The organism is Mesorhizobium sp. M1066, assembly GCF_040318635.1.
Lineage (GTDB): Bacteria > Pseudomonadota > Alphaproteobacteria > Rhizobiales > Rhizobiaceae > Mesorhizobium.
Genome location: NZ_JAMYMR010000012.1, coordinates 1 through 20,026, shown reverse-complemented (window position 1 = coordinate 20,026; position 20,026 = coordinate 1). Strand labels below are relative to the sequence as shown.

General features: G+C 61.8%; 12 protein-coding genes. 7 read left to right on the top strand and 5 right to left on the bottom strand.

The genetic code is table 11. The features are described from left to right. Window positions 1-224 precede the first annotated feature (224 nt). The 3 genes from NKH52_RS17360 to NKH52_RS17350 form a co-directional block, all read right to left on the bottom strand. The gene (locus tag NKH52_RS17360) at window positions 225-1,415 is read right to left on the bottom strand and encodes an ROK family transcriptional regulator (protein ID WP_352731829.1); all 1,191 of its coding nucleotides are present in this window, start codon (window positions 1,413-1,415) and stop codon (window positions 225-227) included. Window positions 1,416-1,555: 140 nt separating this feature from the next. Further along, a complete protein-coding gene (locus NKH52_RS17355) occupies window positions 1,556-2,578 on the bottom strand; it encodes an SIS domain-containing protein (protein WP_352731832.1) in 1,023 nt (340 codons plus the stop codon). Next, window positions 2,579-3,502 (bottom strand): BadF/BadG/BcrA/BcrD ATPase family protein, encoded by a 924-nt coding sequence (locus NKH52_RS17350; RefSeq protein WP_352731835.1) that lies wholly within the window; start codon window positions 3,500-3,502, stop codon window positions 2,579-2,581. A gap of 150 nt (window positions 3,503-3,652) precedes the next feature. Here NKH52_RS17350 and NKH52_RS17345 point away from each other — a divergent pair, with 150 nt between their 5' ends. From NKH52_RS17345 to NKH52_RS17320, 6 genes are all read left to right on the top strand, one after another. Next, on the top strand, window positions 3,653-4,903 hold the full coding sequence (locus tag NKH52_RS17345) for a sugar ABC transporter substrate-binding protein (RefSeq protein WP_352731838.1): 1,251 nt from the start codon (window positions 3,653-3,655) through the stop codon (window positions 4,901-4,903). A gap of 1 nt (window position 4,904) precedes the next feature. After that, window positions 4,905-5,840, top strand: coding sequence for a carbohydrate ABC transporter permease (locus tag NKH52_RS17340; RefSeq protein WP_352731841.1), 936 nt, complete (start codon window positions 4,905-4,907; stop codon window positions 5,838-5,840). Continuing rightward, a complete protein-coding gene (locus NKH52_RS17335) occupies window positions 5,837-6,685 on the top strand; it encodes a carbohydrate ABC transporter permease (protein ID WP_352731844.1) in 849 nt (282 codons plus the stop codon). Before NKH52_RS17340 ends, NKH52_RS17335 begins: the two co-directional genes overlap by 4 nt. Window positions 6,686-6,717: 32 nt before the next feature. Further along, window positions 6,718-7,650: a 3,5-dioxohexanoate:acetyl-CoA acetone transferase gene (gene kce / locus NKH52_RS17330; RefSeq protein ID WP_352731847.1), complete on the top strand. Its 933-nt coding sequence runs from the start codon at window positions 6,718-6,720 to the stop codon at window positions 7,648-7,650. A 36-nt stretch (window positions 7,651-7,686) separates the two neighbouring features. Then, complete coding sequence (locus NKH52_RS17325; RefSeq protein WP_352731850.1) at window positions 7,687-8,736, top strand: ABC transporter ATP-binding protein; 1,050 nt, start codon at window positions 7,687-7,689, stop codon at window positions 8,734-8,736. Between the two features lie 1,365 nt (window positions 8,737-10,101). Next, a complete protein-coding gene (locus tag NKH52_RS17320) occupies window positions 10,102-10,236 on the top strand; it encodes a hypothetical protein (RefSeq protein WP_352731853.1) in 135 nt (44 codons plus the stop codon). Window positions 10,237-10,376: 140 nt separating this feature from the next. On the opposite strand, the gene NKH52_RS17315 is transcribed toward NKH52_RS17320, so the two are convergent. Next, complete coding sequence (locus NKH52_RS17315) at window positions 10,377-13,703, bottom strand: DEAD/DEAH box helicase (protein WP_352731856.1); 3,327 nt, start codon at window positions 13,701-13,703, stop codon at window positions 10,377-10,379. A gap of 365 nt (window positions 13,704-14,068) precedes the next feature. Continuing rightward, window positions 14,069-18,874: an nSTAND1 domain-containing NTPase gene (locus NKH52_RS17310; RefSeq protein ID WP_352731859.1), complete on the bottom strand. Its 4,806-nt coding sequence runs from the start codon at window positions 18,872-18,874 to the stop codon at window positions 14,069-14,071. A 210-nt stretch (window positions 18,875-19,084) separates the two neighbouring features. Here NKH52_RS17310 and NKH52_RS17305 point away from each other — a divergent pair, with 210 nt between their 5' ends. Next, complete coding sequence (locus tag NKH52_RS17305) at window positions 19,085-19,915, top strand: DUF1194 domain-containing protein (protein WP_352731862.1); 831 nt, start codon at window positions 19,085-19,087, stop codon at window positions 19,913-19,915. Window positions 19,916-20,026: the final 111 nt, after the last annotated feature.

The window sequence follows — 20,026 nt, the reverse complement described above, 5'->3', positions numbered from 1 at the left end:
GCCGCATCTCAACCAGGAGGTCGAGGGCGACTATTGGTCTGGGGCAAGTTCTGGGCCTCGCGGTCGGCCCAAACCACCTGAATCCCTGCTCCGAACGTTCCCGAACACCGCAATGAGCGAAATCCATATGACCCGGTCGTTCTCGTCCATCAGGCGTTTCTTTGGCAAGGTGAGCGCAGGCACTGCTCAGCGACGACGAGATACTGTGCTCCACAACACCACCTCTAACGCTCCACGTTTGACGCTGGGGGCAGCACCACAGCCGGGTGACGCCCTTCGCGCAGCATCAGCCCGAGAGTGTAATCGATCGCCAGCTTCACGGCACCGAGCGCGGTCCCGTCATCCCCCAAGGAACTGACAGCGATAGGTGTTGACCATGCAAGCTCTGCTGCTACGCGTTCGACGTTTTCCGTCATCAGCGGGTTTCTGCCGACACCGCCGCCAAGCACGATCAGCCCGGGATCGAGCATGCCGATGCAGCCGGCCGCCAACCTGCCAATATCGGCGGCATGGCGCGCGACGGCCACTTCCGCTGGCGGTGAGCCCTCAAGCGCGCGCGCGAACAGATCTTTGGCCGAGTCGGGCGGCGCGCCTTCCCCGGGGGGCCAGTCTACACGACAGCGCTCGACGAGCGCCCGCGAGCCGAGATAATGTTCGAGCCCTTCACGATAGGGCGTCTCGCTGGCCGACCACGGAAACGGCATGCGGCCGATTTCGCCGGCAGCACCGCCGGCTCCGCGAAACAAACGCCCCTCGGTAATGAAGCCGAGGCCAACCCGCACGCCAACCTGCAGAAAGGCGAAGGTCTGGTGGCCTTGCGCGGCGCCAAAGTGCATCTCGCCGATGGCCGCGCAATTGACGTTGTTTTCCAGGATGATCGGCACTTTGACACTGCGCCGCAGCAGGCCAAGCACGGCTGACGGCCCGCCGGGCCGGTCGAAACGATCGTTGGAGACGATGCGCGGCACCGCCACCGCAATGGCGCGCAGCGCACGAAAACTCTTGGCCACCCTGGCCATGGTCGCACGCGCCACCGACAGCACCACGGCGCCGACCTCGTCGGCATTGCCGGCCATCGGCTCCGGTATCGGCTCTTCCACCGACGCCAGCTTCTCAGCATCCATTGAATAGGCGACGGCGCGCACCTGAGCGGCGCCGATATCGATGCCCATCGCGTAGCCCGCACCCGGGCCGATGCCATAGATCGTCGCAGTGCGGCCAATGGCGCCACGCTCCAGTCCTCGCGAGGCAACGAGACCGAGGGCGCTCAGCTCCGATACCGCCGCCGACATGGTCGGCTTCGACAGGTCGAGTATGGCGCCGAGCTTCGGCCGCGTCACCGGCCCCTGTGCGGCGAGCACACGCAGCACGGCGCGGGCGCTGTCGGTCAGATTGGGGATTTCCGCAGCCGCCATCTCAGCCCTTCGACCTTTTGCCTGAAATCCTGTCTCCAGTCGGTAAAAGCGCAATCGCCGCCCCGACTCGAAAAGCCGCATCCCGTCCTCAATGCCCCATTGCCAGGCGGTTTGGCAATTTCCACGATCGGACAGCGGCGTCAGACTTCGGTCGCCAACCACGGCTTCAGCTTGGTATCGGTCTGGCGGTAGCGGAACGTAATGTCGGTGAGGTCGGCCGCGTCCTGCATGTCGCCGACTATGAGTTGGATGGCGACGATTTCCAGTATGGCATCGGCGATGGCGTTGCCGAGCGCCGGAATCGAGATCAGCACCAGCCTGTCGGCTACAGCGACATCGCTGCGCCGCGTCACCAGCACGGAGGGGCAGCCGAAGCCCGCAACATCCTGCGCGATTTTCACCTCGCGGCCATCGCCGATGGCGATCAGTCCTGTTGCCGCATCCTGCGATTCCATCGGCCCGTGCAGGTAGTTCAGCGTGTCCCAGCCCGAGGCCGGCACCCGAACCGCCTCGCGGATCAGCATCGCCGCCTCGCCGGCATTGACGAAGCCGACACCGGCGCCCACGATGTCGATGGATGTTCTGCCCTGCAGCAGCCCGGCCGCCTGCCCGGCAGCGCTTTGAGCACCAGATACAACAGTCGCGACCGCGCTGGGCAAACGCGCCCAGTCGAAGCTATTGCCGGCGAGCTTGTCGATCAACATGCCGAGCGCCAGCAAGGTCCCGGTATAGCCGGTCGAACTGGCCCCATTGTCGGCACCCGAATCCGTCGCCAGCACCGCGCCGGTGAGATGAGCCAGCGGATTGTCGCTGCCACGGCAGACCGCCAGGCGCGGCGAGCCCGGTGCCTCCCGCATGACATCGAAAATCTCGCGGCTCTGCCCGGAGGCGGAAAGTGCGATGAAGGCATCTGCAGCCGCATCCGTGCGGCCGTAAAGATCGGTTGGCGTATAGGCAAAAGCCTTGATGCCGGAGGCGCGGAGGTAGAATGCACCGGCTAGCGCCGCCTGGTAACTGGCGCCGATGCCGGCAAGCCCAATTGTCTTGCCGGCAAAAGCGCTGATATCCAGGTTGTCCAGCGACGCGGCCACCGACCGCCTGCCGATTTCGAGACTTTCCGTCTGGCGCGCCACCGCCGGGCGATAGCCGATACGCTTCATCATTCAAACGACTCCAGTTTGCGAGGACAGCCCTTGGCCGACGAGCAGCCGCCGGGCCAAAGCGACCGCGCCAAGCACCGGCGGCTCGCGCAGCAGCAGCACCTGGCTCGACGGCGACACCTTTGCCATGGCCTCGACGAATGCCGTCATCAGCATCGGCTGCTCCGAGATGACGCCACCACCAGCTACGACAAGGGCTGGATTGGCGCCGCGTTCGATCAAGAGTTCGACCAATGCGGCCAACCCTGCCCCACCTTCCCTGATAACGCGGATGGCGAGAGCCGAGCCGACGATCGCCGCATCGAACACCGCATTGGCATAACGGCCCCAGACCGTCGCACCACGCGTTTCGTTGAGCAGAATGCCAATCTTGGTCTGGTCGTCGGTATCGAGTTCGCGCATCAGCGCAGCAATCAGCGGGTCGCCATCCTGGCCCCGGTCGAGGCTGTGGCGGATCGCCTTCGCGGCTTCGCGCACCAAGGCCGGCGCGCTGCCCTCGTCGCCAAGGATCCAGCCCCAGCCGCCGGCCGCCAGCATCTTGCCATCGGCCGTGCGTGCCACCGCGATGGAGCCTGTGCCGGAGACCACGCCGATGCCATTGATGTAGCCAGCAGCGGGTACCATCAGTTCGGCATCGTTGACCACCTGCACCATACCGCCGGTCCTGCTGGCCAACAGCGCCTGGAAGCGAAGGCATTGTTCGCCCGTGTCGCAGCCATGCGCGCCTACGGCGAGCGCAGCGGGCGCAACGCCGCCGCACAATCTGTCCACAATCCCAGCCAGCGTCTCGGCATCGGTCTCCATCCGGCGGATGCGCCAGGCCTCCGTCACCAGCACCTCGTCGGCGATCGTACGCTCGCCGCGGCACGCCATGATACGCGTCTTGGTGCCGCCTATATCCACGCCTGCAATGATTTTCTGGGTCACCGATATCCACCACGCACGCCGGACGAAGCGGGTTGCCGCGTCCAAATCCCTGTTAGTTAGGAAACTTTACAAACTATCTTTCCAGACGGCAAGAACTATGATTTGATAATGGTCGTAAAAAGCGCATCAAGCGCATTGGGAGATTGCAACATGAGCAGGAGAAGGATTGGGCTGGCCCTCGCGGCCGCGTCTTTCGCATGGGGAATGGCGGCCAGCGTGGCGCATGCCACCGACATCTCGTTCTGGACCTGGCGCCAGGAAGACAAGGCTGCCTACAATGAACTTTTCGCCGATTTCACCAAGGCCAACCCGGACATTCATGTGAAGTTCGAGTCCTTCCCGGACGAGAACTATCCGACCATCGTCTCGACAGCGCTCGCCGCCGGCAAGGGCGGCGACGTCATCCACACCCACGCCTATGGCTGGCTGGAGCAGTTCGTGAAGGCCGGCTATTTCGAGCCGCAGGATCTGACCACGGTGCCTTCACTCGCCAACCAGCCCGCCGATGCGCTGGTGGCCGGCACCTACCGCGCCGACAAGAAGGTCTATTCCCTGCCCTTCGCCTCGCAGACGCTCGGCCTGTTCATCAACAAGGAAGTCTTTGCAAAAGCCGGGCTGACCCCGCCGGCCACATGGGATGAGTTCATAACTGTCAGCAAGGCGCTGAAGGAAAAAGGCATTTATCCCTTGGCCAACGGCATGGGCACCAGCTGGTTCAACGAGATGTTCGTGGCCATCTTCACGAACCCGTTCCTCGGCCAGGACTTTGTCGGCGACCTGACATCGGGCAAAACCACCTTCAAGGACCCGCGCTATGTCGCGGCCCTCGGCAAGCTGCTCGAATTGCGCGACTACATGCCTCCCGGTTTCGAAGGCATCGACTACGACACCGCCGGCCAGCTGTTCATCAGCGGCAAGGCGGCGATGCTGGCCGGCGGCAGCTTCGACATCGCCAGCTACCGGACGCAGAACCCGGCCATCAACATGGACTTCGTCGCGCCGCCAATGGCCAAGGCTGGCAACGTGCCGCAGGTGACCAAGTTCTTCGACGGCGGTTATGCCGTCAACGCCAAGTCGGCCAACAAGGAGGCCGCGCTGAAGCTGGTCAATTGGATGGGCACCAAGGAGTTCGGCGACAAGTTCTCTGCGCTCCTCGGCAACATCTCGCCGATTAAGGGCGTCGTCATCAAGGACGAGTTGCTCGCCCACGTCGCCAAGTTGAACGAAACAGCCATGCCGCATATCAATGTCGTCTACTTCCGTTTCGAGAAGCCGACGGGATCGGAGCTGCTGCAGGGCGAAATCACCAAGATGATGTCGGGTTCGATCACCCCGGACCAGCTGGCCGCCGACCTGACCGACGGCCTCGCCAAATGGTACAAGCCTTTCCAGGGCAAGTGACATGGACATCGGCCTGCGCCACACCACAAAAGCCTTTCCGTGGCGCCGGTCGCTCTGGATCGCATCTCTGCTGACCCCGGCACTGGTGGTCATGGCGCTGTTCGTGCTCTGGCCACTGCTGTCGGCCTTTCGCCTTGCCTTCTACGAATTCAACGGCTTGCAGCCGACCGGATTCATCGGCTTCGAAAACTTCCGCAAGGTGCTGTTCGAACAGCCTTATAGCGACTGGACCTACAATGCGCTGAAGCACAACATCATCGCCTTCCTGTCGCTGATGGTGTTCGAGAACGGCACCGCCTTCCTGCTCGCCTATGCCTTGCTGAAGGCACTCCCCGGCCACCGCATCCACCAGGTCATCGTCTTTCTCCCGGTCGTGCTGTCGGCGGTCATCGTCGGCTTCTTGTGGAAGCTGTTCCTGCATCCGCTGTTCGGTCTGGTGAACCAGACGCTGGCACTTGTCGGCATCGGCGCCATCCCGTGGCTCGGCAACGAACACACAGCACTCGGCAGTATCCTGTTCGCCAACATCTGGCACTGGCTCGGCTTCCCGACCTTGGTGCTGCTGGCCGGCATGCAGCGCGTCAGCAAAGACGTGATAGAAGCCGCCCGCCTCGATGGCGCCGGCGACTATGTGCTGATGACCAAGATCATCTGGCCGCTGATTGCGCCAAGCGTCACCATCGTCACCATCCTGACCTTCATCGGCAGCTTCAACTGGTTCGAAATCCCCTATGTCATGGCTGGCCTCACCGGTTCGCCCGGCGGCGCGACAGACGTGCTCGGCCTGTATTTCTACCGCACCGCCTTCGGTTCGACGACGACAGGCATCCAGGATTTCGGCCAGGGCAGCGCACTGGCCGTGATGATGTTCATCATCGTTGCCGGCGTCACTGCAATCGCGCTTCGCTACCTGCGCCGTCGAGAGATTGAACTGTGAGCGCAACCGTCGGCACCAGGGAACCAGGCGAGTTGTTGAAAAACGGCGCCATCCAGCTGATGCTGGCGATCAACGCCGTCATCATGATCTATCCGCTGTTCGTCATGGTGATGTCGTCCTTCAAGACCAATGCCGAGATATTCAGCTCCCCCTTTGCCTTGCCGTCGAGCTTTTCGCTGACCAATGCCGAGCGGGTGTGGAACGAAACGAACTTCGTCCGCTACCTCGCCAATTCCGTCGGCATCACCATGGCTGCCGTCGCCCTGATCCTTCTGTTCAGCACCATGGCCGCCTATGCGATTGCCCGCTACCAGTTCAGGCTGAGCGCGCTGGTGCTGATGTTTTTCCTCAGCGGCATGACGGTGCCGCTGAAACTGGCGATCATCCCGCTGTTCATCCAGCTGGATTCACTGGGCCTGGTCGACAGCTATGCCGGCCTGGTGCTGGTCTATGTCGCCATGGGCATTCCTTCGGCCGTGTTCATCATGACCGGCTTTCTCCGGACCTTGCCGCGCGAACTGGAAGAGTCGGCGCGCATGGACGGCGCCAGCGAATTTCGCATCATGCGCTCGATCATGTTGCCGCTGGCGCGCCCGGCCCTGGTCATCGTCGCGATCCAGAACGCAGTTCCGATCTGGAACGATTTCTTCTTCCCGCTGGTGCTGATCACTTCGGATGAGCTCAAGACGCTGCCGCAGGGCCTCACCGTCTTCGTCGGCGAGTTCACCACCGACTGGGGCGTGCTGTTCACCGGGCTGACGTTGGCGGCGCTGCCGATCACCCTGCTCTACATCATGCTGTCGAAGCAGTTCATCTCGGGCATCACCCAAGGCGCGGTCAAATAAGCCGCGGTCAAAATAGACGAGGATCCCTTCAAGTGGCCAACCAGAACAAGATCATCATCACCTGCGCGGTTACCGGCTCGATCCACACGCCGTCGATGTCGCCGCATCTGCCGGTGAGCGCGCAAGAGATCGCCGACGCCGCGATCGGCGCGGCCGAGGCAGGTGCTGCCATCGTCCATCTGCATGCGCGCAACCCCGCCGACGGCCGGCCGGATCAATCGACCGAGGCCTTTGCGCCCTTCCTGCAGGTGGTCAAGCAGCGCTCGGACTGTGTGATCAACATCACCACCGGCGGCGCGGCAACCATGAGCGTCGAGGAGCGGGTCAAGCCGGCGGCGACCTTTGCGCTGGAAGTCGCCTCGCTCAACATGGGCTCGATGAATTTCGGCCTCTATCCGATGCTGGAGCGCTTCAAGACATTCAAGCATGATTGGGAACGGCTTTATCTCGAAGGGTCGCGCGACCGGGTCTTCCGCAACACCTTTGGCGACATCGAACACATCCTGCGCACCTGTGCGCGAAACGGCACGCGCTTTGAAATCGAGTGTTACGACATCGGCCATCTCTACACGCTCGCGCATTTCGTCGAGCGCGGCCTGGTCAAGGCGCCGTTCTTCGTCCAGAGCGTGTTCGGCATCCTCGGCGGCATCGGCACTCATCCCGAGGATGTCGCGCATATGAAGCGCACCGCCGATCGCCTGTTCGGCAACGACTATCACTGGTCGGTGCTGGGCGCCGGGCGCAGCCAGCTGCCGATCGCCACCCAGGCCATCGCGCTCGGCGGCAATGTGCGTGTCGGGCTGGAGGACTCGCTGTGGATTGGCAAGGGCCAATTGGCGAAATCCAACGCCGAGCAGGTGCGCAAGGTGAGACAGATCATCGAGGGGCTCGGCGCCTCCGTGGCCACCCCTGACGACGCGCGGCAGATGCTGCAGCTCAAGGGCGGCGACAAGGTGTCTTTCTGACGGTGCCACTCGTCGCAAAACAAACGGAGCAACAGAATGAGTGCGGTCACCATATCAGGCGTTGAGAAAGCCTATGGCAAGGCGCAGGTCATCCATGGCGTGTCGGTGGACATCGCCTCGGGCGAATTCGTCATCCTGGTCGGCCCTTCCGGTTGCGGCAAGTCCACTTTGCTGAGAATGATCGCCGGCTTGGAGGACATCACGGCGGGCGAGATCGCATTCGAAGGCAAGGTCATCAACGACATCGCGCCAAAATCGCGCGACATCGCCATGGTGTTCCAGAACTATGCGCTCTACCCGCACATGACGGTGCGTGAGAACATGGCTTTCGCGCTGATCCTCAAGAAGGCCGACAGGCACGAGATCGACGCTAAGATCATGCGCGCCGCGACGATCCTCGGACTCCAGGACCTGCTCGAGCGTTATCCGCGCCAGCTTTCCGGCGGCCAGCGTCAGCGCGTTGCCATGGGCCGCGCCATCGTGCGCGACCCAAAAGTCTTCCTGTTCGACGAACCGCTCTCCAACCTCGACGCCAAGCTGCGGGTGCAGATGCGCACCGAGATCAAGGCGCTGCACCAGCGGCTGGGAACCACCATCATCTATGTCACGCACGACCAGGTCGAAGCCATGACCTTGGCCGACAAGATCGTCGTCATGAATGGCGGCATCGTCGAACAGGTCGGCGCCCCGCTCGATCTCTACGACCGGCCGGCCAATCTGTTCGTTGCCCAGTTCATCGGCTCGCCGTCAATGAACATCCTGCAAGGCCGGGCCACGTCAGCCGGCTTCAAGGCCAGTGACGGCACCGTGTTTCCATCACCGGTGTTGGAAAAGAGCGAAAGCGCGCTTGCTTGGGGCATCCGGCCCGAACATCTCAGGCTCTCCGACAGCGGCGTGCCGGCCGTGGTCGAAGCGGTCGAGCCCACCGGCTCGGAAACCCTGATCGTTGCCGAAGCCGGCGACAACACGCTGAGCGCACTGTTGCGCGAACGAGTGAAGGTGGTCCCCGGCCAATCCATCTGGCTGGCGCCAGACCTTGAGAACGTTCATCTCTTCAATGGCCAAGGCGAGCGGATAGCGGGCTGAATGAGGCGCCTTGTCATGCGGCTTTCCACTTGCGTGACTGTCGTGCGCGACCGTTTTTTGACACTTTGCCGTGGACAGGGGAGTTCCGCTCCAGATCCTCGATCGAGCGCAGAGCAACAGTAGCGTTTAAGACGAGTGCCACTTGACCAAAATCGCCTGTAACAATCGATCCCGATTTTCTAAAACCGCGATCATTTTTCCGGCTGCTCACTATAGCCTACGGCCATGGGCTTCTCCCGTGCGCAACCAAAGAAGCTTAATGTCAAATCACCTCAAATTGCTGCTCACCGCGATCGCGGAACTTCGTGCATCGCCATTTGCCGCCCGCAAAAACTGGCGAAGCGCGACGCTCCCGTAACCGAAGGTCCCACTTCGTGCCCGTCCGTGTGCCGCACTCCGGTCAGTTCGAAATGTCCCATCGGCGGACGCTGCGACCTCGACCTTGTTCGGAAAGGCGCCCCCCGTGGCGCAAAACTGCATCCGCTCGGGTAAGCTGCCTCCCATTCTCGGCCGCCGAACCGGTTGTTCCAACGTTTGTTCCGGTGGTCGGTTGCCCCGGCCGCGTGGCAAGATGGCGAGCAGGAACAAAGTGCGCCGAACCAACTTTGGGGCGATATTCACCCCGTCGAACAATCGACCGGGTTCTCTGTACCGTACAAATCAACAGAGGCACGGGATCGTATGACTGTTCAAATTCGACTTTCCGAGATCGACCACGCCAGGCGAGAGGATCGTGGCGACGGTGGTGGAGCATCGCACCCGATTTGGCCTATCTGCGGCTATCAATTTTGAACTTCGTGTTCTTCGGCGCTCCAGGCAGCGAGATCGGAACCGGGTGCTGATTGACACGGGGTTGCCATGTCCCGAAGCAGCTTCGTTGCGGCTGCGGAAAGGCGATTCAGGACCCGGCGCGCGGCCTGCCGCGATCATCTTGACGCACTTTCGACCATGTGGGCACGGTCCTGGACCTTGCAGATACATTATACCTGTCTACGCGCATCACTCGAGCGCCCCTTTCTTAACTGAACCAAGTTCTATTCGCCACCGGATCCTTGGGTGGGAGGTGGACTGATGGCACTGCTTTCGCCGCGCTTTCCACGTGGGCCGATCGATCTTGGCAGCAGGTTGCAAATCTTGCCGGCCGACGGGTCGCTTCCGGCAAATGCCTGGATGGCGATGGCTGCACACACCCGGACATGCTCCCGGGCATGTCTCGCTCTGGCGCGAGGAAGACCGCTCGTTGATCGTGGGGGGATGCGTTCATCACCACGGGTCAGCAGTCGGCCTACGAAGTCGCCGTTCAGGATCTCGAGATGCACGGTCCGCCGCGCTACTTCACGCCGGACTGAACGCGGCGGAAGATCTGTGAAGCAATTGGCTGCGCTAAAACCGCAGATGATCATCAGCGGACATGAGGCGGCGGCTGCGGGCATTGGCATGCGTCAAGCTCTGGACACCTTGGCTGACCTGTTCAGGGAGATCGCCGTGCCGCCGAAATGAAAATTGGCGCGGGCCGGCAACGATCCCCAGCTGAGCCATACAACCCGCTGCCATCGTCCGAGCCAAGCTGCCGCGACTGGCCGAGGTGATATGAAGCTGGTCGCATTGTCGTGCCGCCGCCGGTTGAGACTAAAGGCTCGTCAGATCTCGTCCTTTGGCTGGGCTGCGCGTATCGCATCTAGCGCAGAGCGAACGGCATCGATGGCTGAGACGCGTGGCTGGATCGGCCTGAAAATCAGTCGGCCGTTTCGGTACTCCAAGCCCAATGCCTTTTTATTGCGCCATTGGGACGCCACCGGCTTTTTTCGCAGGGTGATCGCAATGGCTTTGGGACCCACATCGACTTTGCTGACGCCCAGTTCCGATGCTGCTATTCGCAACCTGGTAAATTCGAGCAAACCCGCTACTTCGCCAAGCATGTCTCCAAAGCGATCCTCAAGCTCTTCGCTGAATCCATCGAGGCTCGATTCCGAACGCATACGCGATAGCCGCGCATAAAGGCCGACACGCACAGTAGGCTCGTTGACATAGCTTTCGGGAAAAGCCCCTTTTCCTGGGCCATTGATGTCGGCAAGTTGCCAGTCGGGATCGGCCCCTCCTCGAGCCCTTGAGACCGCCCGTTCAAGCCAGTGCTCGTAAAGGCTCGTTCCGATCAGCTTCATATGTCCGGCCTGATCTTCGCCGAAGAGATCTCCTGCACCGCGAAGGTCGAGGTCCCTTTGACTTATAGCAAGGCCGGAGCCGAGCCGATCGAGCGCAAGCATCGTCGATAGCCGAGCCCTGGTGCTGTCGGCCAGTTCAACGCCAGGCTCGGTCAGAAGAAATGCGATGGCCTGCACTGCTCGTCTACCGACCCGTCCACGAAGCTGGTGCAACTGTGCAAGACCGAACCGATCCGCTCGCCACACAATGATGGTGTTGGCCTGCGGCACATCGAGCCCGCTCTCGATAATGTCGGTGCTCAACAAGACGTCGCCATCCCCGTCGGCGAACCCGACCATGACTTCGTCCAGCTGTCTGCCTTTCATTTCGCCATGCGCCGTCTTAACTCCGAGTTCCGGCACTAGTCTGTTGAGCTGCTCGAAGACCGGGGCGATGTCCTCGATGCGCGGGACTACGAAGAAGCTCTGTCCGCCCCTGTGGAATTCACGCAAAAGGGCGGCGCGCACCGATGCTGGATCGAACACTGCCAGGATCGTGCGGACCGGACGCCTTTTGGTGGGCGGAGAGTTTACAACGCTGACATCCTGGATGCCCGACAACGCCGATTGGAGCGTCCGGGGTATCGGCGTGGCGCTCATGCTCAACGTGTGAAGGCGGGGCGCGATGGTTCGAAGGGCGTGCTTAAACCTGGCACCAAACCGGTGCTCCTCGTCGATCACCAGCAGCCCAAGATTGGCAAAGTTGACGCTCTTGGCCGCCAGCGCTTGAGTACCCACCGCGACCGCAATCTGCCCACTCTGCAGGCCCTCTTTCGTCGCTCTTGTTTCCGCTGCCCCGACCATTCTTGAAAGGTGGGCGACCTGTAGGCCCGTTCCTGTGAAACGTCGGCTGAACGTCTCGTAGTGCTGGCGTGCCAACACCGTTGTCGGCGCTATGACCGCAACCTGTTTCCCGCAGAGGGCGGCGGCGGCACATGCGCGCAGGGCCACCTCTGTCTTGCCGAAGCCGACGTCGCCGCAGACCAGCCTGTTCATTGTTTTGCTCGACGACAGGTCGTCGAGTACGGCGCGGATGGCTGCGGCCTGGTCCCGAGTCTCGGTATAGGGAAATTTTGCTGCAAATCGGGCCAAGTCGGCGCGGGAGGGCTTTATGATCTCGGCAGGCTGGCTGGACCTGACTTTGGCAAGGTCCACCAGGCGCTTGGCCAGCCTGTCGATCTCGTGCAATGCAGCTTCGCGTCGCTTGCGCCAGCCTTCGCCGCTAAGACGATCGAGCGGTACTGCATCTGGCTCCGAGCCGTAGCGCCATATCCGCCCAAACTCATCGACCGGAACCAGCAAGGAAGCCCCGCCATGATATTCCAGCCTGACGACATCCTGTTGCTGGCCGGCCAGATCGACCTGTTCGACTGCCGCGAGCACGCCCAAGCCATGATCTTCATGAACGACGACATCGCCAATGCGCAACTCGGGTTCGAACATAGTCGTGGCCACGCTGACGTCCACGTTCAAGGCGGGACCAAATAGGTCCGTTGCGGTCACCACCGCGATGCCGGATTGCGCATCGACAAACCCTTCGTCGAGCACGAATTCAGCCTTCAGAAGAGAGCCTTTCGCTGCCGAAAGGATTTGCGGCCAGTCCGACGCTTGCTCAGCCCGCCGGCCTAGCTTTCTGTGGAGCAGGCGATCTGCTCGCTGCAGTTCAGAGACATCGCCGGTGAACGCCACGGTGACCCCGGCGCTCGCTTGCGCTGTCACGAATTCCGCGAACTCATGCCCGGGCCGAGTTCGGTGAAAGAATTTTGGAACTCGAGAGGCAGAAGCGGCAAGTCTCATACGGCGGCCACGCACGGCAGCATCCCACTCGTCACGCGATAGGTAAAATTGCATCGGCAAGGGTTTTGCCGGCCCGGCAAACTCCTGCCTGGCACGACGTGCATCCTCGATCAGATCCAAAATTCGATCGAGCGGCGTACCGTCGAGTCCTTCAAGGAAGGAGATCGAGGCGCTGGATGTTGCATCGAAGACCGATGGCATGCCGCCATACAACGCGACGAGCCGTTCTTCGATCGAGGCCGCGCGCATGGCTGCCAACTCGAGATGGTCCCCGGCTTCAAAAATCAGCTCGGATGCCGGTCCGATGGTGATCGAGCGACGCATCTGTTCGCTGAGCTGGCTGGTGGGATCGTAAGTCTTGACTTCGCGGACGCAGCCGTCCGAACCGACGACGATACGAACGGGTCCATCGTCGCCGGCGGGAAAGATATCCATGAGCTCGCCGCGAAAAGCTATCTCACCCGGTTCGTCAACCCGCTCGTCGACGACATAGCCGATTGCTTCGGACTTGGTTCTGAAATCGTCCCGGTCGACCTTTTGCCCCACCTCCAGAACAGTGAAACCGCCAGCGACGGCCCGAGGAGGCGGCACGCGCTGCAGACTGGCTTCGATCGACATTACAGCGATGCGCGCACGATCGGGCCTCGTTGCAATCTCACGGAGCGCACAAAGCCTCCGCCCCATATTTGCGCGTGTTGGCCACACCCTATCGTAGGGGAGGCAATCCCAGGAGGGCAGGAAGGTGATATCCCTGAGGGGCAGGAACTGACGCAAAGCCACGGCGATCTCTTCGGCACTGCGTTCCGAGGCAGCTATGTGGACGATGTGCTTGTCAGGACTGGTTTCCAGGCCGCCGGCCAGCGCTGCCGCAATTGCTGATGATGGCGGGCCGCCCTGCTCTATCGCAAACCCGTTGTCATCCGTGTGACCGCCTTGTTCGACATTCGTCCGCGAAAAATGCCTGTTCACTGAAAATCTCACCTTGCCACCGGGAGAACGTCAGCGGAGCCACGCCGTTCCTGGTGGCGCGCATTAAAAGCGGTCCAGGGCCGGGCAGCGGCTTGAAATGAGGTAAGCGACAGGGTCAAAGCTGCGGCGACAATTGGCAAAGGTTCGCGCCTCGTTGCAGCCTTCAAGGTCGCCTCCGTCGCTTTCCAAAAGCAGACATCACAAGTGAACGCTATGATCGTGGTCGGACCCGAGCCAATCCGACGGGCAAGCCAAATCCCAAGCTTATGCGCCACGCCGTCCGGATCCAGATTGATTCACTCGGTCGTAACGTTTGGGGCCGGACTGGCGGCCCCAGAAGGCCACAAAGTCTGACCGTTGTCGCCTCAGCCCGGACAGGTGCCGTTTGCAGGGACTTCAGGAAGGAAGAAGCTTCGCCGCTCGCAAGGGGTCAGTTCGCTAGGGACGGTACGCCGGGCGAATTCAATAAGCTCGTCGGGTGTCTGGAAGACGCGAACGATGCTGACTCTTTGTTCGCCGGAAACAATCGCGACATGGGTGCCGTCGGAACTGAAAGCTGCGCGTGTAAAGCCCGGTCGAAAGGTTGCTTCGTCCTGGCTCCCAAGGACGGCAATCTGGCGCCCCGATTGCGCCGCCCACAACCGCACCGTTCGATCTTCGGTCGACGCGGTCACGACATACAAGCCATTGGGGCTGAACTCGGCGCTGTCCAGGCCGCCGCTGTGGCCCCTGAGAACCCTTTCCGGACCGCCTGCGACGCTCCAGATCCGGGCGGTTCCATCGCGTGAAGCAGTCAGCAGCGACTGGCTGTCGGGACTGAAGGCGACTACCGTCACCGCGCCGGTATGTCCCTCCAGCCTTCTAACGCTTGTCCCCTCGGTGGTCGACCAAATTCGGGCCGTGTGGTCAAGTGAGCCCGTGGCGACGAGTTGACCGTCAGGGTTGAAGGCCCCTGCCGTGATGCGATCCTGATGCCCGACAAGAGCACGTAGTTCGGCTCCGCTCGTCGTGAGGAGGTGTCCCACATTGTCTTCCCTGGCCGAGAGGATCCGACGTCCGTCAGGGCTAAGAATGGCTTGCGGCAGATTGATGCTTGTATGGATGACAGCCAGTTCGGCTCCGGTCGTCGCGTCCCACAGTTGGGCGGTGCCGTTGATCCATGCGCAAACAAGCGATTTGCCATCGCGACTAAACTGGATCTTGATCAGTCCGGCATCTGATCGGAACTGGGCGGTCTCGTGTCCCGTGGCCACGTTAAAAATTCGGACCACGCCCTCAAGAGACGCCGTGGCGACGCGCCTCCCATCTGGGCTGAACGAGGCGCTTTGAATGATCTCGTGCGTGTCGAGGCGGCTTATCTCGCGCCGGCTCACGACATCCCACAGGTGCGCTGCGCTGTCGCCGCCGCCGGTCAGCAGGTGGACGTTGTCGGGACTGAAGACCGCGAAAGTCGGGCGATATTCATGTGAGAGCGCCGTCGTCAGGGCACCGTCGACATCCCACAGCCGAGCGGTGCCATCGTGTGAAGCAGTGAGAAGAATGTTGCTGTCGACCGGGCTGAATTCCAGATGCTCAACCAAGGATTCATGACCGGCGATGGTCGTGACCAACGAGGCGCGTTCAACGTCCCAGACGCGGATCGGCCCATTGATCGAGGCGGTCGCAAGGAAGCGGTCGTCCGGGGTGAAAGCACCGTTCATCTCCAAATCGCGTTCATCTGTGTCGATGTCAGGTTTCAACCCTGAAACCTCCTGGCCGAGCACATCATCCGGCGTTCCCAACGCTCCATCCCAAATCCGGGCAGTGCCATCCAGTGATATGGTGGCGATCTGCTGACCCCCGTGGCTGAAAATCACGCCGTTCAATTGCGTGTCGCTCTTGCTGCCGGCCAACTTTGCGATCTCCGTTCGTTTCGACAAATCGAAAAGGCTGGAAGTGTCGCGGTGTGAATGCCAACCCCACGGGCCGGCCACCATCCGGCTTCCGTCTGGGCTGAACGCCAAGGTGTAGGGCCAGGAGGTCACTCGGATCGACCGCGTCAGCACGCCGTCTACGGTATTCCAGATGGAAATAAAATGCTTGCCTGCCGTCGCGAAGCTGCGGCCGTCTGAACTGAAAGCAGCACGCGTATATGCGTCGCTGCTCACACCTAGGACTTTCTTTCCGGTCCGAGCATCCCAGAGCGTTGCATCGCTGTTCTCTCCCGCCGTCAGCACCCGGGTGCCATCCGGGCTGAAGATTGCCGTCGGGTAATTGCCTACCGGCCGCAGGATGTAGAGCTGCTCTCCCGAGGCGGCGTCCCAGAGACGTGCCGTGCCGTCCCTCGCGGCCGTCAGGATACGGCTCCCGTCGGGGCTGAATTCGGCCCTCTCCACGGCCCCTTCATGACCTTTTAGAATTGCAGTTTCGGCACCGCTGGAGATGTCCCAGACTGCTGCAGTCCTGTCATAGGATGTGGTGACGATGCGATCACCTGTAGGATTGAATGCCGCATGCGCCACACCGGCGCCAGGGCGGAGGATTTTGATCTGCCGGTGCGCCAGCAGCGCCTTGAAGAGAGCTGCCTCCGCCTCGAAGAGATATGGCCGCTCGGGTTGCTCTTTCGAGGGTAGCGCCTCAAGCGCCAACCGGATCGCAGCCTCGGTGTTGCCTGCCGCGGCGGACCGCTCCGAGAGGAACGAGAGCGAAAGGAACTGATTGCGCAGCGCCTGATCGCGCTGGTCTCTTGCTTCCTCCCGCGCTTTGAACGCGACCAGTGCGCCTGCACCCGCCATAAGAGCGAGCATTATTGCCACGATAGCGGCGTTCCGTGTCCGTCGGGCAAGCCGGTTTGCTGCGGCAGCCGCGAGGCTCCGGCGCTCGGCCTCGCGCTCCAGGCGCTCGCGTTTTGCCTCTTCGGCGGCCTCGATCAGCGCCAGCTCTGCGTGACGGTCCTTCTCCTCCTTCTGCCGATGGGCACGCAAGGACTCCTCGATGTATTCAAGGACGGCATCGTCGACCTCCTCCCGCCTTGACAGCATCAACTCTTCTCCCTCCGCCAGACGTTTGCCGGACGGAAGCAGAAGCTCTCGGTTCCTGCTTTCCAGGTGCCATCGGTGGGCGTCAGCCCTCAGGCGTTCGCGCGTCGCGAGGAAGTTGCGGTTTGTATTCACAATGTCACCGGCACGCGGCCAACGGCTCAACAGTGCCTCATGCGCAAGACGAACGAAGACATGCCCTGCGGCGTCCTCGTCGCTGACGAGGAGCCGGGCGTCGATTAATGCCCTGACGAGGGCCGATCGCGCGGGAGTGCCCGCGACTTCGGTATACAGGGCCGCACGTGCCGTGACCGTTTCATCGCCCAGGTTCGCCGTGGTGAGGGCGCGCAGCACCGCGGGCAAGGCCTCCTGGATCCCGGGCGGCAGCAAGTCCAGGACTTCGTCGGCGCGGCGCGCGATTGCGCCTTCGAGCCCGCCAAGCGCACGATAGTGCGCAAAGGTGAGAACGCGTCGGTCGCCACTGGCTTGGTACAACGCGTCGAGGACAAACTCGAGAAGCGGCAATGATCCGGGGTCGGCAGTTGCTGCCGCCTGCAGCACGTCATCGAGCCGCCCCAACTCGGCACTCTCCTCGAAGCGGAGCCCGGCCACGACCGCAGGTTCGCGGATCATCTGCGCGATCTCTGGGCCGGTTGGTGGCAGAAGTTCGTAGCTGGCGAGGCCGTCCTTGAGCGCTGAGAAACCTTGGACCTCACCGCAGCGGTGAAAAAAATCCGAACGGATCGCCGCTATCACCCACACCAGTCCGCTCGCGGCCAGCACCGCCATGAACCGCACAAGGGCTTCGCGCATCGCCGGCTGCTTCTCCGTCGTGAACAGCTCCTCTAGTTGATCGATGACCACAAGCAGTCTGATCTGCGAGCGGGCCGGCCCGGCGGCCTTGCGAAGTGCCTGTCGGACCATCGCCAGGGCTCGATCCGGCGTGCTCCTGCAGAGTCGAGCAAACTCCGCGGCTGTTGCTTCTGAGGACAGCTCCGGCACAGCGGCGCCGTGAAGCAGCGCCGCAGCCAACACAGCGAATGCATCGGGTCCTTCGGAGAGGCGGATCAGGCAGCGGCGCCACAAGGATATGCCTGCCACGGCTCCAGGTCGCGTCAATGACGGCAGCAGGCCAGCGCGCAGGAGGGAAGACTTGCCACAACCGCTCATTCCGTAGATGAGCAGGAATGCCGTGCCGCTTGCTGTCTGCTGCTCCAGTCTGGCAGTGCAGGCGGCAATCGCCCGCGCTCGGCCAAAGAATAGATCGGCATCTTCGAATTCGAAGGCATCGAGACCGCGAAATGGCAATCTGACCGGTTCCTCGGACGCAAGACATACGCGGTAGATGCGCAAGGCACGGGCGACATCCTTCAGTTTGTGCTCGCCGAGATCGATGAATTCCAGCGAGAGGTGGTCCTGAGCCTGGGAGCGGACCGCTTCCGTGATGCAAATCCCGCCGGGGCGTGACAAGGCTTGAAGATGAGCTGCGACCTCGACGGCCTCGCCCCTGAGGTGCTCGCCCTCGGCGACGACGTAACCGAGGTCAACGCCGATGCGGAAGCGCAGCCGCTTTGTCTCGGGAACCCCGCAGTTCCGTCTATCGACCTCATACTGGATCTCGTTCGCACACCGCAACGCCTCGACGGGGCCAGCAAACTCCGCAAGGACTGTCTCATCGACGCTCGCAAAGACACGACCGGCATGTTCTATCAGCAGCCGATCAAGGACCTGCCTATAGGCCGGGGTAGGTGCAGCAATGCTCCGCTCATCCTTGCCTGCCGGCCGGACCTCGGCGGCCAATTCTGCCGCCAGAATTGTAATCATTCTTGGTCGGGCATTTGAGGGAAGGACCAACCTGTAACCGCGCCTCGGCACTGTCTGCACGACGGCCTGGCGACTGTCGTTGAGCGCCGCACGGATCTCGTGAATGCATTGGACCAGGCTGTCATCGGTGACGGCTAGCCCGTTCCAGACCGCCTTCATCAGCTCATCCTTGGTGATGACGCGATCAGCGTTCTCCAGAAGGTGGCGAAGTACCGCGAAGGTCTGGTGGCGAACTGCGATTGTCCTGTTGAACTGGTCGCGCAAGGTCTCCCTGCTCACGTCGGCGGTGACGCCGTTGAGTACGAACGTTGTGGGCGGCGAGCTATTCAAGCCGGTTCCCCTCAAGCACGAAGCCGCAGTCCATACTAGCACGGTTTCGCGCTGCGAAGACTAATCATCATCCAGCCCGTGCGGGGAGCTCTGATTTCGGCGAATGATCGTAAGCCGTTCGTGACTTGGCAAATGCCCCGGACCGACAATTCCACATTCCATTGTCGGTGAGAGAGGTTCGCTATGGACTGCTTAGTACGGATTGGAAGCATGGGTGCAAGACCAGTGCTGCGGCTAACGGGCGCCTTCCTGCTCACCCTGTTCTTCGCGACAGCGCCACAGGCTCACTCGACGGACCGTCCCGCGCGCGGCCTGGCCGAAGTCGATTTGCAATTGATCCTTGCCGTGGACGTCTCGCCGTCGATGAGCAGAATTGAGCAAAAAGTGCAGCGCGACGGCTATGTTGATGCTTTCCGCCACGCGGATGTCGCGATGGCAATCAAGGCGGGAGAACTGGGAAGAATCGCATTGCTCTATCTGGAGTGGGCGGGGCCAAGTCAGCAAACCGTCATCGTGCCGTGGACAATTGTCGAAAGCCGCGAGGATGCTCTGACTTTGGCGGACAGGCTCGCTGCTCTGTCGTTGACTGAAGGCCGGGGAACGTCGATTTCCGGCGCGTTGCAGGCCGCGAATGGACTGTTCGCGAAGAGCGGCTTGCGCAGCCCGCGCCGTGTTATTGACGTATCCGGCGACGGACCGAACAATGCCGGAGCACTCATTGAGCCCATCCGGCAATTTCTTCTCGCGGAAGGTGTGACGATCAACGGGCTGCCTATCGCACTACCCCGCATTGGCGAGGCCGACGGGTTTGCGCGGTACGACCCCTCCAGGCTGCAATCCTATTTCGAGCGCTGCGTCATCGGCGGACCGGACGCATTTGCAATCGGCGTCACCGATGCCGCAATGTTCGTCACCGCGGTCCGTCGAAAGCTGGTTCGTGAAATCTCCATGAACATGGATCAGGTAATCTACGCCGCGTACACCGAGCGTTCCGGCCCCACGGTCGATTGCAACATGATCGGTCAGTTGCCAGGCCGATGAGGCTCGGCAATGTGGTGCCAGCAACGGACTAGAGCGGGATGAAATGAGACTGAATCGGCTTGGGATTCCCTTAGGCGTGCAAATCTGATTCAACCTTCATGCTGGGCAAGG

Coding starts and splice junctions, on each gene's coding strand:
- NKH52_RS17360 (WP_352731829.1), bottom strand. CDS start 1,415: ATGGCGGCTGCGGAAATCCCCAATCTGACCGACAGCGCCCGCGCCGTG.
- NKH52_RS17355 (WP_352731832.1), bottom strand. CDS start 2,578: ATGATGAAGCGTATCGGCTATCGCCCGGCGGTGGCGCGCCAGACGGAA.
- NKH52_RS17345 (WP_352731838.1), top strand. CDS start 3,653: ATGAGCAGGAGAAGGATTGGGCTGGCCCTCGCGGCCGCGTCTTTCGCA.
- NKH52_RS17340 (WP_352731841.1), top strand. CDS start 4,905: ATGGACATCGGCCTGCGCCACACCACAAAAGCCTTTCCGTGGCGCCGG.
- NKH52_RS17325 (WP_352731850.1), top strand. CDS start 7,687: ATGAGTGCGGTCACCATATCAGGCGTTGAGAAAGCCTATGGCAAGGCG.
- NKH52_RS17305 (WP_352731862.1), top strand. CDS start 19,085: ATGGGTGCAAGACCAGTGCTGCGGCTAACGGGCGCCTTCCTGCTCACC.